The organism is Nostoc sp. DSM 114167 (assembly GCF_052692655.1).
This window is the reverse complement of sequence record NZ_CP195116.1, coordinates 2,899,349-2,913,137: the sequence shown is the minus strand read 5'-3', so window position 1 is coordinate 2,913,137 and position 13,789 is coordinate 2,899,349. Positions and strand designations below refer to the sequence as shown.

Here is a 13,789-nt window from a genome sequence, read left to right as displayed (position 1 = left end):
TAGAAATTAAAATTCTCTATTCCTAACTGCTCGATAGCTAAACTAAATCGCGGATTAAACAGTGCCAAAAATCTTAAACTGTGTAGGTTGGGTTGAGGAACGTAGCTTGCTTCTTGCAGGGTAACCCAACATTTCCGGCGCTTTGTTGGGTTGCGCTTTGCTTCACCCAACCTACAATTTTTCTTAACTGAACTGTATTGGCTTATATGGGAAGATACAGGGTTGGTAAAACCAGAGTAAGTAAGCGATGTCTGACGCAAAGCTTCATCGCAAACAAAAAATAGCACATCCTCAAGGATGGCTATTTGTGAAGATTGTCTAATCGTAATGTTAGTTAATTGAATACACGTTCAACTACCAACTTTTAGAACGGAATATCATCTGGATCTGGTTCTTCCTCTTTCACTGCTGGATAAGTGGTTCGCTCATAATTTGTGGGTTGGGGTACGGGTTCGTAAGTTTTCGCTTGGGGAGCAACGCCAACAGGATTTGTCGCTGGAGTAGGTGCTGGACGTGGTGAATCGTAAGTGGGAACCTCTTTCTGTGGAGGACGAGATGCTGATGGTTGTCGGGGAGCAGTTTCAGTAAATGATGGAGTTGGGGTTGCTGAGGGTAATGGATCGGTATTAAAACTACCTCCAACAGATTGAATTTGTTGTACTGTCAATTCAGCGCGTTTTTCTTTAAACCCTTCTTGACGATCGACAGTATTCATAGTTAAACGTCCTACCAAGATGACGCGATCGCCTTGGTGGTAGTTTTGCTGAATTTCTGTCGCTAAATTCCCCCAGCCGACAACTTTCAGCGTGGCTGGCGGATCTTCTGGTTTCTGGGAATTGGGAAACTGCACCAACATTTCCGTGACTCCCAAATTATCCGCTGTATAGCGGAGTTGCGGTTCGTTAATAATTTCCGCCATCAAAACGCAGCTGTTCATTAAAATTACTCCTGACTGCAAAAAGTACTGATTCAAAAAGAGAAGGTTTTTCTATGTAGTGCCAATTAATATCTAGATAGGTTTAATCTTTTGCATTTTTTAATAATGTTTGAACAAATTTTCTACATCCATTTTGAGTTTTTAGTCCTTTCTAGCATAAAAGCCAAGCGATCGCTTTGAACAGCATTGAGTATACCGTTCGCCACCCTCGCTTGACTAAATTGAGCATTCAATTCTGCATAGAGTAGTATAATTGTACCACTAAGTTAATTAAATAGAAAAAATTTTTGGCAAAAATTAAGCCTTGACGTGAACTGGAAAAACACCCAAGGCGATCAACCTGGCTGGAAGGTCGCGCAAGATGGGTAAGCGCAAAAATGCAGGTGGTACAAAGGTGCGATTTGAGGTGATAACCGGGGCCAATACCCGCTTTTGGATAAAAGTTTGAAACGCTTGAATAATGCGTGTAGGCAACTCGCGTTGACGTTGTACTTTTGCTAGGTCACTCAGTTGTACTTCTCGGTTTTTGAGCGGTTTGCTAAGTACATTCGCCGCGACTACAGCATCCTGAATCGCGTAGTTAATGCCAACTCCACCAACGGGGGACATTATATGAGCTGCATCACCAATGACTAACAGTCCCGGACGATACCAACGTTTGACAAGGCTGGACTCGACCGAGAGAAAAGCTACTTGTGACCAATCATGTAAATTTTGAATACGTTGCTGGAATTCTGGCACTACTTCGACAACAGATTTTTTTAATTCCTCCAAACCCGCAGCCCTTAGTTGTTGATAGCCTCCTTTAGGAATAACATAGGCAACTTGCCACTCATCGCCACGGTCAAGCATGGCGATTAGCTTACCTTGACCAAAGCGCCCCATTCCTCCTTCAGGGTCTTCTGGCTGACGCGGTAGGCGAAACCAGAGGACATCCATTGGCGGCGAAGTTTCGATGGATTCAAACTCACCCAAGTGTCGCAAACGTGAGTGGCGACCGTCTGCACCAACTGTCAGTATTGCCCGAATTTCGTGCCAACCACCGCCTCCCCGATAGCGGACACCTTGAATCACGTCATTTTCACTAATTAATTCCTGCACATTCGCACCCATTACTAGATGGAAACTAGGATATTTTTGTGCTTCTTGGGTGATGAACTCCAAGAATTTTACCTGGGGAAGCATTGTAATGTAGGGATAATGGGTTTTCAGATGGCTAAAATCTGCGAATGTGACATTATCTTGAGGAGTTTGAATACTAATTTGGCGCATTTTAGTATGGGGAAGTTCTAACAAGCGATCGCTTAATCCCAATTCCTCCATAATTTCCATCACCGATGGATGAATTGTATCGCCGCGAAAATCGCGATCGAAGTCTTTGTGTGCTTCCAGCAGCATCACAGAAATGCCTTGACGCGCTAACAACAGCCCTAATATTGCTCCTGCTGGTCCCCCACCCACAATGCAACAATCTGTAGTTTGTACGTCTACAATGTCATGGACAGGATTAATATTTGGGTCTTGAGAAAGATTTTTAGGTACATCGGTAGTCATCACAACACCTCTTGATAGCCCTAAAATTTAGAATAGTTTGCTTTTGATAGTGCAAGCTGTTTTTTTAACTTTTCGTATTTACCCTGAAGGTGTATTATGATGGGCGCTAAACTGTCATTGGTCATTAGTCATTAGTCATTAGTCCAATGCCCAATGTCCCATGCCCAATGCCCCATGCCCAATCCCCAATCCCCAATCCCCAATCCCCAATCACAATAATTAGTTGTGTCCCAAGTTATTTTAGAAAACGTTTATAAAAGTTTTTCCCCGCGTAAAGGGGAAAGTGTTACCTCACAAACCCAATCTCCCCTCACGCCTGGGGAAAAAATCGATGTAGCCCAAGAGCGGGCGGAAAGTGTCAATGTCTTGCGGCGGATTAATCTAACGATCGCAGACGGTGAATTTATGGTGCTGGTAGGCCCTTCTGGTTGTGGTAAAAGTACCTTGCTGCGGTTAATCGCCGGGTTAGAAACGATGACTGGCGGTAATATCTGGATAGGCGATCGCTTGATCAATGACTTACCACCCAAGGAACGCGACATCGCAATGGTGTTTCAAAATTACGCCCTCTATCCGCACATGACGGTGTATGACAACATCGCTTTTGGGTTGCGCCGCAGGGAATTAGGGAATAGGGAATGGGGAATAGGGAATAGGGAAAATCAGCATTCCCCACTCCCCACTGCCCACTCTCAACTTTCCACCTGGGCGGAAAATCTTTTTGTCGGAGCGACCAGAAAGTTACCTAAAGGATTGCGCTACACTTCTAACAAAGAACGGGCGGTGGATGAACAGGTGCGTAGTGTTGCTCAACTGTTGCAAATCGAAACATTGCTGAATCGCTTACCCAAACAACTATCTGGAGGACAAAGACAACGGGTTGCATTGGGAAGAGCGATCGCCCGTGACCCGCAAGTATTCTTAATGGATGAACCGCTTTCTAACTTAGATGCCAAACTACGGGCGGAAACCCGCGCCCAAATTGTCAAATTGCAGCGCCAACTGGGGACAACGACGATTTACGTTACCCATGACCAAACAGAAGCGATGACAATGGGCGATCGCATTGCGATTATGTCTGAGGGTAAAATTCAGCAAGTTGCTTCTCCCCTAGAACTTTACAACCGCCCTGCAAATCTTTTTGTAGCAGAATTCATTGGTTCACCACCGATGAATTTTATTTCTGTAGAATTTCATGCCCCGCAGTTGATTACTCGTTCCCAGTTTCGTTTCACCCTCCCAGAAGTCTGGGGAAAAGCTTTACAAAAATATGATGGAAAAACTCTAATTTTAGGCATTCGCCCAGAACACTTGAACTTGAGTATGCCTGCCACCAAAAATCTACCCGTGCAAGTAGATTTGGTAGAGAATCTCGGCAACGATTCCTTTCTTGCTGTTAAGATTGCCGAACCAGGATCTCAAAGAGCCACTACAGCCAATTCCTTGCAAGTGCGAATCCCACCAGACCGATTTGTAAAAGCTGGTGAACAACTATGGTTATCGCTAACTCCAGAGAAAATTCACTTTTTTGACCCGGAAACTGAGTTAGCTATATTTCCCTAAAACTATCCGCGTCTAATTGGTAGAATACGCACCCTAGATTGAGCTTGGTCAACAGTGACCAATGCGCCTGTCTCTAGTAAAGACTCAAACTGATTCAGGGCTGAAATAACTAGATTTTCAATACTGTTTGGCAAAACATCCTGGGTACGAACTTGAATGACACTGGGAGTATCGGCACCTGTAGCAGCTAGTAGGGAGCCGAAGTCTAAATCGTGAGTAAAGACAATAAGTAGAGAGGTGTAAATAATTCAAGGTTTGTAGGTAAGGATTCAGACCTCATAAGAGGACTTTAGTCCTCACTACGAAATAATCCCAATATTTTTTACGTTACTTAATCTAGTTTGATTTATTCTCACCGACTTACTTATATCCATTAGTTCTTGCCCACTCCATAATTATTGAATCTTTCTCGCGGGGATCGCCAACCGTAGACCAGTGGACAGCAGAGATATTGTACCTCTCAAAAACCGCAACCCAGTCAGGAGAAAGGTTCATATCAATCAAAATTTTCATGCACTTCTGAGAGGAACTTCAATCTCTTCAGCCCGCCATGCAGCGTAGGCAAGTGCTTCATATATGTCAGCTTCTTCAAGATAAGGATATGCCTTGAGGATGTCGCTATTACTATGTCCAGATGCCATTAAGCCAACGACAGTACCAACGGTGACACGCATTCCGCGAATACAGGGTTTGCCACCCATAACTTCAGGATTGCGAGTAATTCTGGTGAGATTTTGCATAGCTGTTGCAAAGTGGGAGTGGGGTTACGAGATTGAGAAGCCAACAATGGCTGTGTCAATCTTTTTTATTATCAAACTTTTACCACCTTACAGGCTAACTGATTTCCTCAATAGCGTCTTACCATTGGAGTAGTAAAATATGTTAAAAGACATTATTGCAGTAGAGCCAAGGGAAAATTATCAACTATATATCCGTTTTGAAAACGAAGTGGAAGGAATAATTGATGTTAGTAAACTGATTAAATTTACAGGTGTTTTTGCACCTTTACAAGATAAACAATACTTTGCTCAGGTTGAATTAAAGCACGAATTAGGCACAATCCAATGGCGATCGGGAGCCGACCTCGATCCAGATGTTCTCTATGCAGTGATTAGCGATCGCCCTATTCCTAACTATGAGTTAAGTCGTAGTGTGTGACAGGAAAAAAGATTTAATTAGCGATGCCTACGGCGGCAAGCTACGCACCCAGTACACCCCAAATTTCACAAGTGCGTAGCCGTAAGGCTTGTCACCAGACATCAATTTGTAGAAGTGCTAAAAGATAGTGCAGATGCTTCCAGTAGATGCGGATGGTGGCATTGCCAAAAACCCAAAATCTCTTCGCCAACCTGTTGAGGATAAAAATAGTGAAAAAAATGATACCCTTGAGGACATTCCCAGAGTTTATCTTCTGGCTTGAACCAATTTAACCAATCATGCAATGCAGGAGGGTTGACTACCGGATCGCTTTTGCTACCACATACCATCATTGGCATAGAAACTCCACCCTTGGGTAAATAAACCAACTTAAATAAAGAGTGTGACGTGGGAGATTGTTCTAAATCTTTATCTAAAGCAGCTACTAACTTTTTAGTGGTATGAGGTGGTTGATTGCCAAACAGACTGCGAACGCTACTTGCTAAAACTAACTCACGGCTGATGCTAAAAAGTTGTCGTTGAAAGTAATAGTGAGCTTGCCAATTATTTGCAGGTTGAGCTGCTACAGCTAGCAGAGTGAGCGATCGCACTTTTTGCGGAAATCGCCGTGCAAAGGTTAAGGCGATCGCACCACCCATAGCATGACCTGCTAAATGCACGGGGCCGCGCCATTCTAAAAATTCATACAGTAAATCTACAGCTTGATCTATGGAACTAGCTTCATCTTTAGTTTGCTGATATTCCCACTGGGCGACATTTATATACCTAGATAAATGTTCAAGTAATGGTTTATCAAAACGCTGCAAAGCAGGACTGGCACTTAACCATAAAACATCAAATGAATCAGACATAAATACCTATAACTTCTAAATTAAATTATCAGTTTCAACAAAGGCGTACAGTTAGCTGTACGCCCTAAATCTCTACAAACCAAATTCTTTCTTTAACTGAGCAACCCAAGTTTTAATTCGCTCATCTGTTAAATCAGATTGACTACCTTCATCAAGTGCCAATCCGACAAACTTACCATTTCTCAAAGCTTTAGAATTCTCAAAGTCATATCCATCAGTTGGCCAGTAACCAACAGTTTTACCGCCTCGTTGGGAAATTTTTTCTTCTAGAATTCCTATTGCATCTTGGAAGTTATCGGCATAGCCATATTGGTCTCCATCACCAAAATAGGCAACTAGCTTTCCACTAAAATCTATTTCATCTAGATCGGAGAAAAAGCCTTCCCAATCGCTCTGAAGTTGACCAATATCCCAAGTAGGAGAACCAATAATCAGCAAGTCATATTCATCAAAAGTGCTACTATCCGCCTCGTAAATGGGATGTAATGTCACAACATCATCACCAAACTCATCCCGAATTTTTTCAGCATCAGATTCAGTGTTGCCAGTTTGAGTACCGTAAAACAAACCAATTTTTTTTGACATATTGACACCTGATAAATAAATAGTTGTGTGCCCTGCTGGAAAGTCGCCCTGAGAGGTTGGTTAATCTGCCCATCAAGGCATCGACTCCAGTGTTTGAACAGCCACGCAAGTCAAAAGCGTTATCTTTTCAGAAAGTTTGCAAATAGCTGAAATACATGACTCACTTAATGAGTATTAGTCTCAATTAGTCTGAAGATATCCTATCAGACTAATTGAGAGTCTTTTTCATTTAACTAAGTAAAGTTTTGTTAAGTATTTCAGGAAACAAACCGAAAACTAGACGAGGCAGCAAGAATTCTCATACCTTAATTGGTCAAAAACTTCGCACTGACTCGAATAGGAGTATTGAGATGAACGCCTGAACAAAAGAGTTTAGACTAAAAGCGATACAAGACTTGATCTTGCAGGAGTTATGTGATATATTCCTTTGGCTGCTCTAAATACGGTAACTTAATCGAGTTACCGTATTTTTATATTAAGAGTGAATAACGCACTCTGCAAGAAGATTGATTGATAAATAGGGCGATCGCTGCTAAAAATATCGATAACGCTTGTAGAAACGCGATTTATCGCGTCTATTGAATTTTTATAAATAGATGTCAAGTTTTAATACTTTGAGTAAACTACAAGAGCAAAAGCGAAAGCCTACTTTCCTTTCGATAATTGGGTGGTCAATATAATTCGTAGTTCGTAATTAAAGAATTCAATTACGAATTACGAATTACAAATTACACTTCAGCAGGTTGATATTCTTGTTGTCTTTCCACAAAAGTCTGAACACGGGTGCGGTAGTTTCTCACAGTCTCATCTACCCATTCGCGATCGTTGCTATTTGCATACAAATGCACCAGTGGTTCGCTGGCATCTGGTAAAACTAACAGCCAACTGTCATCGTAGGGTTGACAAATTTTTACTCCATCGATGAGTTCTAGGTTTTGCGCTGGGTGAGTTTCCACTAAGTAACGCATCAAAGCACCCTTGGCTGTCCACGGGCAACGGACTGTATAACTTTTGTGAATTACACGGGGCAATTCTGACCGCGCAGCAGCAAGCGATCGCTCCTGTATAGTCAACATCTCAATTATCTTGGCAATACAAAACATGGAATCAAATCCCGGATGCAGTTGCGGGAAAATAAAACCAGTCTCTCCACTACCTCCTATTACCACATTCGGGTTTTTCTGGCAAGCCTCCATTAAAGCTGTAGGGTTGGCTTTAGTGCGAATCACTCTACCATCATGGCGACGGGCGACTTGTTCAATAGCACTAGAAGCATGAACTGGTACAACTACTGTTCCTCTGGGGTTAGCAGTTAATATCATGTCTACCATCAGTGCTGTTAACATTTCCCCACGAATTGGGTAGCCGGATTCATCAACTAAAATTAGCTGTTCTCCATTAGCGGATACTTGCACCCCAAAGTTAGCTTTTAATGCCTCCACTACATGACCTAACTGAGTCAGCAATCCTTCGCGATCGGTGATTGACATTGCCGTTTTATTGACACTGGCATTCAATACCACTGCATCAGCGCCAAATTTATCCAACATTTGGGGTAAAACTGCCCCTGATACGGCATAAACATAGTCAATCACCACTTTTGCCCGACTGTTGCGGAGTGTATGAACATGCAATAATTTCTCAAAAGCAGTGCAGTAGCGCTCCATGACTTGGCTAGGATAAGATACATCGCCAATTTCATGAATTAGCGCCCGCCGCATATCTTCCTTAAAGTAAGCACCTTCAATTTTCTTTTCCAGGGCTTTGGTGATATTAATGCCCTTGGCATCCATGAATTCAATCAGAATGTAGTCAGGGCGGTCTGGGTGTACCCGGACGTGGATACCACCAGCTACCGACATTGTGGGTATAACTGTACGGGCGATGGGGATAGCTGTAGCATCAAGGTTTTGAATGTCAACACCTACTGACATTAAACCAGCAATCAGCGATCGCGTCACCATCCGAGAAATATTACGCTGGTCGCGGGAAACCGTTACTTTAGAACCAGGTTTCAAAGTAGAACCGTAAGCAGCTCCCAATTTCACGGCAAATTCTGGAGTAATGTCGATATTAGCTAATCCTTGAACGCCACGTTGACCGAATAAATTTCGTTGGGCAGTGTTCCCCCAAATTAAGTTAATGTTTAAAACTGCCCCTGACTCAATCTTTTTACTGGGCCAAACACGTACACCAGGGCTAATTTGGGCTTCTTCTCCCACCGTAGAAAGCGAACCTACAACAGCAGCTTCTAATACATGGGCGCGGCGGTCTACACGAGTGCCACGGGAAATTACACAGGCAGAAAGATGTGCTTCTTCGCCAATAAATGCCCCATTCCACACGATGGGACGTTTGAGATTAGCATCAGCGCCAATAGTGACATTATCCCCAATTACGGTTCCTGCCTCAATCTGTACTCTTGCCCCAATACGGCAATTGTCACCAATCACTGCCGGGGTTTCAATCACAGCCGTGCGATCGATGTAAGTATTTTGGCCTACCCATAATTCATGAGAAACTTCTTTATAGGCAAAATCCAACTGGACTTTCCGATCTAACGCGTCATACTGAGCCTCACGATAAGCATCTAAGTGACCGACATCACACCAGTAACCTTGAGCAATGTAACCATACATTGGCTCATCTTTTGTTAGCAGTAAGGGGAATAAGTCTTTAGAAAAGTCACATTCAACGTTTGCTGGCAGATATTCCAAAACTTCTGGTTCGAGAATGTAAGTACCAGTGTTGACGGTATCAGAAAAAATTTCACTACTAGAGGGTTTTTCTAAAAATCGCCGAATCCGTGTTTCCTCATCAGTAATCACCACTCCAAATTCAATCGGATTAGGAACCCTGGTTAAAATCAAAGTAGCTTTTGACTTCTTTTGTTTGTGAAATGCGATCGCTGCCGTCAGGTCAAAATCTGTTATGCTATCCCCGCTAATAACTAAAAAGGTTTCATCAAGAAGTTCGGCAATATTTTTTACACAGCCTGCTGTACCCAAAGGCTGATCTTCTTCGACAGCATAAGTCATCTGGACGCCAAAATCGCTGCCATCTTGAAAATAGTCTCGCAAGACATCAGGTAAATAATGCAATGTTGCAATAACTTCTGTAATTTGATGTCGTTTGAGGAGATTGATAATATGTTCGGCAATTGGTCGATTTAGAATCGGCACCATCGGTTTCGGCAGATCGCAAGTTAACGGGCGAAGCCGCGTTCCCGAACCCCCTGCCATCAGTACTGCACGCATAAATCCTCCTTAACTAGTTACAGCTTTCGCTATTTGAAAAACGTGTCACATATATTTTGTTTTTCTTTCTCTAGTCTCCTATGGATATTCATATTTGAGGAACTTCCACAAGATGCATATAGATTGGGCATTGGGGATTGGGCGTTAGGAGTGCTGAGTTAGGAGTTAAGAGTAGAGACGCGATTAATCGCGTCTGTACAAGAGTTAGGAGTTTTGTTTATCTCCTTGTCCCCCTGCCCCCTGCCTTTCTGGGGCAGGTTTTTTTGATTAGACAAATTTTTGGGATTTTAAAACCAAAACCATTGTCTGAGAACTTAAAACTACGTTCAATAATTGAGAACATTCTCAACTATTTATCGAAAGCCTAAAAACCTGCCCTTGAAAGCTGCTCCCTGCCCCCTGCTCCCTGCCCCCTGCCCCCTATTCATTGGCAATGATAAAGTTCATATTCGTAGCCGTCTACGGGTGGCAAAGATTGAGTATCAGATGTCACACATGTTTTGACGGTTTCTGCTACGGGTGCGTGAAAGTTTACTAGCCACAAGTCAAAAGGTCGTGGTAATTTTTTTAAAGTATTTTCCAGAGCAATGGTGGAAGCATTCGGATCTCGATCTTGATGAGCAAGGAGAAACAGGGGATTTTGGAGTGAATTTGCAAGTTTAATCTCCCTGGCAACTCCCATCATTTCCCCAGTGTGTACATAAGTTTTGTGGGTGGTGGCAATCAGTACTGGTGTTGAGGATGTTTGTTGAATTAGTTGCACAAACAGGTCAGGGCGATAATATTTTTGATAGCCGAGATTGCAAATTACTGTAACTGCGCTGAAAAATCCCATTAACCAAATTACCATTACGGCTTTTTTCCCGTTTATTCCCCATTTACCTATGCTTGTTATCTCATTTTTCCCTGGCTCTGTTTCCATCTGGGGAGGATGCCAACAAACTGCGAGACTTGCGCCTAGTAAAACCACGATCGCGGGAAAGTAAACAAAGTTATATCTAGCACCTCTAGTAAGGTCAATACCCAAAAAGTACGTAAAGATAAAGAAGATGGCGATCGCACTGATAACTACTCCAGCAAGTACCTGAATCATCATCCGGTTTTCTGGGTGCTGTAGTTGAATTTTTATCCCACGCAGCAAAATGGGTACTGCCCAAATAAAGAAAGTCAGCATCACTATTCCAGAAGGAATCACAACCAAAGCTTGTGAAGATTCAACTGGTAATAAGGAAATCATTGCAATCAATGTTCCTAAAGCTTGAAAAATTGGGCTTAACCACTCTAGTCCAACGCGCGAACCTCGAATCCACTCGGTCAAAGCACCACGATTTTCATTCTCTAACAAGGTTGGTATCCAAATTAAACCCGCTACACAAGTACCTATAGCAACGGCATAGATACGCCGCCAGGGAGGAGAGAAGAAAAGAGATTTGCTGCTAGTAGTCTGGCAAGTCAACAATGCTTGGTGAGGGCTGGGGAAAGGGGAAAGGGCACTGGGTTTGGGATTTAAACCCTTTCCCCCTTCCCCCTTCCCCTTTACCCCGTCAAGTTCACTTGCCGGACTGCTAGTTTGCAATTGAAGCCAAGCCAGAAAAATCAAAACTACGACTTCTGTGCAAAGGGTGAGGCTGAAAAAATAATGAGTAGCAATACCTAAAGCATTAATTACTATCCAGAAAAGTGCTACCCATATAGGTAAAGGTGTGCGGTTTTGAATATGACGTGCGGCAATTACTAAGCAGGTGAGAGAACCAATTACCCATAAGATTGCCAAAGTATAATGACGCGCTTCTTGTGCTAAAAATACGCCATAAGGTGATACTGCCATCATGGCAGCAGTCAAGTGTCCCACTAATGACGAACGAAATGCTACTCTACCTAATACGTAAACACACGGAATAGAGGCAGCACCGAATATAGCTGGTAGCAATCGCGCACCAAACAGCGATATTAATCCTCCATCGCTCTTAAATAACTTCATCCACTGGTAAGCCAGCACAAAATACAGTGGTGGATGATTATCTTGTGTCGCTAAGTTATGAATGACATCACCAATAGTTGCAGCTGGGTTTAGTTGCAGTGGTTGTAATAGGATATCAGGTGCGATCGCTCGATCGAGGGGAACTGATATAAAAGTATTCCCCAAGCTAAACACCAAGGTGGCAAACTCATCAGTCCAAGGTGGCTTTGCAGTCAAGTTGATTAAGCGCAAGCTAATGCCGACAATCAACCAGATTAAAATCAGCAAGGGATTAACCCAGGAAGGAGGAAGGCGATACCAATTATGCCAATGCTTGCGTTGTGAGCCAGAGTTTTTATCTGCCAGAGGCAAGAAATGTATAGCAGATGCAGATAGCAACGAGATAATTTGTTTGTAAAAATAAAATGCACCTTGGAAAAGAACTCTCATTGCTGGGCCTCACAGTCATGGATTTGTAGATTTGACGTTTGAGATTTAAGTTCGTTCGTTCTAAAATCTAAAAACAAAAATCTAAAGCTCAAATCCCTCGTTGTGATTATTTCACGTCTGTGACGCGCCAGCTAAGTTTCAAATTAACCCAGAAATTCCAGATGGTAGCAACTGCGATCGCTATCAACTTAGCTAAATACTGATTTATTTCCAAGATATTATAGAGAAAGTTAATTATTAGAGCTTGTAATATAACCCCTGCCAAACAGACCGCACTGAACTTCAAGAATCGCTTGAAACGTTGATGCGAAGCACGTTGCCTCTGAGAAATATCACTAAAAGTCCATATATCATTCCATAGGAAATTATTGACGATTGCCACTCCGGCCGAAAGAATCGTACTGCGAGTTAAACCTAAATGAATTACAGTACGCAGCAAGTGAAACACCGTTAAATCCACAAACACACCACTAAAGCCAACAAACCCAAAACGGACAAATCGACCAACTGGAAAATTGACTTTTCTTTGCAATCGTCCTACTTTCCCCGTGGAAAGCCGCAATCTTACTAAGTGGTGGATGTAATCTATATATTGCTTCCATGTCACCTTACTCTCGCCCTCTTTGCGTTCGCAAAATACATACCCAACTTCGGCAACTTGGTCTACTTTTCCCCGGCCAATTACTTCTAGGAGAATTTTATATCCAACTGGATTGAGTGTTACACCTGCGATCGCACTCCGACGCACCATAAAATAACCACTCATCGGGTCAGAAACTCTGCCCAATACCCCCGGTAAGATTACCAAGCCTAACAACTGAGCGCCACGAGACAAGAAACGCCTAACAACACTCCAGCTACTAACACCGCCTCCTTCTACATGACGGCTAGCTACTGCCAAATCTGCTCCCTGCTCAATATTACCCAACAGTTGTATTAATACCTCTGGTGGATGCTGCAAATCTCCATCAATCACCCCCAACACACTGCCTGTCGCTGCTTGCCATCCACGAATCACTGCTGAAGATAGCCCCCGTTCCTGTTGGCGTCGCATCACTCGCAACTGGGGGTATTCTGTCGTCAAAGATTGCGCTATCTCCCAGGTTCGGTCTGGGCTATCATCATCTACCACTATTAGTTCATACTTTCCTGCAATAGATTCATCCAGTAATTTACTCAATATGCTGACTACATTCTTGATATTGTCACGCTCTTTATAAGTAGGAATTACTAGAGAAAGATGAATAGAATTATCATCTGTATCCACGGGGTTGGGGGGCAACTCTGAAATCTTTAGCGGGCCAGTTGATACTGTTAACAACGAGTTCGATGAGTTTGTTTTCATATTCCAAATTGCAAAACGAGGGTGTGTAAAGTCCGTGGAAAATAGAATCAAACATCTGGTGCCTTTATTGACTGAACCTAGTTACTCAAAAGTTGAGGAATCCTTTTGTTACAGTTAGTTGCCCTGAAA

At 42.8% G+C, this 13,789-nt stretch carries 12 protein-coding genes; 2 read left to right on the top strand and 10 right to left on the bottom strand.

Annotation, left to right across the window (positions count from 1 at the left end; genetic code table 11):
• Window positions 1-364: 364 nt before the first annotated feature.
• The gene (locus tag NSTC731_RS12450; protein ID WP_445631072.1) at window positions 365-937 is read right to left on the bottom strand and encodes a single-stranded DNA-binding protein; all 573 of its coding nucleotides are present in this window, start codon (window positions 935-937) and stop codon (window positions 365-367) included.
• A 297-nt stretch (window positions 938-1,234) separates the two neighbouring features.
• Window positions 1,235-2,491 carry an FAD-dependent oxidoreductase gene (locus NSTC731_RS12445; RefSeq protein WP_445631071.1) on the bottom strand — a complete coding sequence of 419 codons (1,257 nt, stop codon included), beginning with the start codon at window positions 2,489-2,491 and terminating at the stop codon, window positions 1,235-1,237.
• 225 nt (window positions 2,492-2,716) lie between these two features.
• On the opposite strand from NSTC731_RS12445, the gene NSTC731_RS12440 reads away from it, so the two are divergent.
• Window positions 2,717-4,054, top strand: a complete 1,338-nt coding sequence (locus tag NSTC731_RS12440) for an ABC transporter ATP-binding protein (RefSeq protein ID WP_445631070.1) — start codon at window positions 2,717-2,719, stop codon at window positions 4,052-4,054.
• Between the two features lie 2 nt (window positions 4,055-4,056).
• Here the strand turns inward: NSTC731_RS12440 and NSTC731_RS12435 are convergent, their stop codons facing one another.
• The 3 genes from NSTC731_RS12435 to NSTC731_RS12425 form a co-directional block, all read right to left on the bottom strand.
• Window positions 4,057-4,281, bottom strand: a complete 225-nt coding sequence (locus NSTC731_RS12435) for a DUF5615 family PIN-like protein (RefSeq protein ID WP_445632075.1) — start codon at window positions 4,279-4,281, stop codon at window positions 4,057-4,059.
• Between the two features lie 133 nt (window positions 4,282-4,414).
• Entirely contained in the window at window positions 4,415-4,549 is a 135-nt protein-coding gene (locus tag NSTC731_RS12430) for a DUF5615 family PIN-like protein (protein WP_445631069.1), read from the bottom strand.
• Window positions 4,550-4,563: 14 nt separating this feature from the next.
• Window positions 4,564-4,794 carry a DUF433 domain-containing protein gene (locus NSTC731_RS12425; RefSeq protein ID WP_292741094.1) on the bottom strand — a complete coding sequence of 77 codons (231 nt, stop codon included), beginning with the start codon at window positions 4,792-4,794 and terminating at the stop codon, window positions 4,564-4,566.
• A 139-nt stretch (window positions 4,795-4,933) separates the two neighbouring features.
• Between NSTC731_RS12425 and NSTC731_RS12420 the strand changes: the two genes are divergently transcribed.
• Window positions 4,934-5,212 carry a DUF2442 domain-containing protein gene (locus NSTC731_RS12420; protein WP_445631068.1) on the top strand — a complete coding sequence of 93 codons (279 nt, stop codon included), beginning with the start codon at window positions 4,934-4,936 and terminating at the stop codon, window positions 5,210-5,212.
• A 101-nt stretch (window positions 5,213-5,313) separates the two neighbouring features.
• Here the strand turns inward: NSTC731_RS12420 and NSTC731_RS12415 are convergent, their stop codons facing one another.
• From NSTC731_RS12415 to NSTC731_RS12395, 5 genes are all read right to left on the bottom strand, one after another.
• Window positions 5,314-6,063, bottom strand: coding sequence for an alpha/beta fold hydrolase (locus NSTC731_RS12415; protein ID WP_445631067.1), 750 nt, complete (start codon window positions 6,061-6,063; stop codon window positions 5,314-5,316).
• A 72-nt stretch (window positions 6,064-6,135) separates the two neighbouring features.
• Window positions 6,136-6,648: a flavodoxin FldA gene (gene fldA, locus NSTC731_RS12410; RefSeq protein ID WP_445631066.1), complete on the bottom strand. Its 513-nt coding sequence runs from the start codon at window positions 6,646-6,648 to the stop codon at window positions 6,136-6,138.
• A gap of 728 nt (window positions 6,649-7,376) precedes the next feature.
• Window positions 7,377-9,905, bottom strand: a complete 2,529-nt coding sequence (locus tag NSTC731_RS12405; RefSeq protein ID WP_445631065.1) for a sugar phosphate nucleotidyltransferase — start codon at window positions 9,903-9,905, stop codon at window positions 7,377-7,379.
• Window positions 9,906-10,329: 424 nt separating this feature from the next.
• Window positions 10,330-12,315 (bottom strand): glycosyltransferase family 39 protein, encoded by a 1,986-nt coding sequence (locus tag NSTC731_RS12400; protein WP_445631064.1) that lies wholly within the window; start codon window positions 12,313-12,315, stop codon window positions 10,330-10,332.
• A gap of 106 nt (window positions 12,316-12,421) precedes the next feature.
• The gene (locus NSTC731_RS12395) at window positions 12,422-13,660 is read right to left on the bottom strand and encodes a glycosyltransferase (protein WP_445631063.1); all 1,239 of its coding nucleotides are present in this window, start codon (window positions 13,658-13,660) and stop codon (window positions 12,422-12,424) included.
• Window positions 13,661-13,789 lie beyond the last annotated feature (129 nt).

Bases quoted from the DNA above. Each gene is read 5' to 3' on its own strand.
- NSTC731_RS12450 (WP_445631072.1), bottom strand. From the start codon at position 937: ATGAACAGCTGCGTTTTGATGGCGGAAATTATTAACGAACCGCAACTC.
- NSTC731_RS12445 (WP_445631071.1), bottom strand. From the start codon at position 2,491: ATGACTACCGATGTACCTAAAAATCTTTCTCAAGACCCAAATATTAAT.
- NSTC731_RS12430 (WP_445631069.1), bottom strand. From the start codon at position 4,549: ATGAACCTTTCTCCTGACTGGGTTGCGGTTTTTGAGAGGTACAATATC.
- NSTC731_RS12425 (WP_292741094.1), bottom strand. From the start codon at position 4,794: ATGCAAAATCTCACCAGAATTACTCGCAATCCTGAAGTTATGGGTGGC.
- NSTC731_RS12420 (WP_445631068.1), top strand. From the start codon at position 4,934: ATGTTAAAAGACATTATTGCAGTAGAGCCAAGGGAAAATTATCAACTA.
- NSTC731_RS12415 (WP_445631067.1), bottom strand. From the start codon at position 6,063: ATGTCTGATTCATTTGATGTTTTATGGTTAAGTGCCAGTCCTGCTTTG.
- fldA (WP_445631066.1), bottom strand. From the start codon at position 6,648: ATGTCAAAAAAAATTGGTTTGTTTTACGGTACTCAAACTGGCAACACT.
- NSTC731_RS12405 (WP_445631065.1), bottom strand. From the start codon at position 9,905: ATGCGTGCAGTACTGATGGCAGGGGGTTCGGGAACGCGGCTTCGCCCG.
- NSTC731_RS12400 (WP_445631064.1), bottom strand. From the start codon at position 12,315: ATGAGAGTTCTTTTCCAAGGTGCATTTTATTTTTACAAACAAATTATC.
- NSTC731_RS12395 (WP_445631063.1), bottom strand. From the start codon at position 13,660: ATGAAAACAAACTCATCGAACTCGTTGTTAACAGTATCAACTGGCCCG.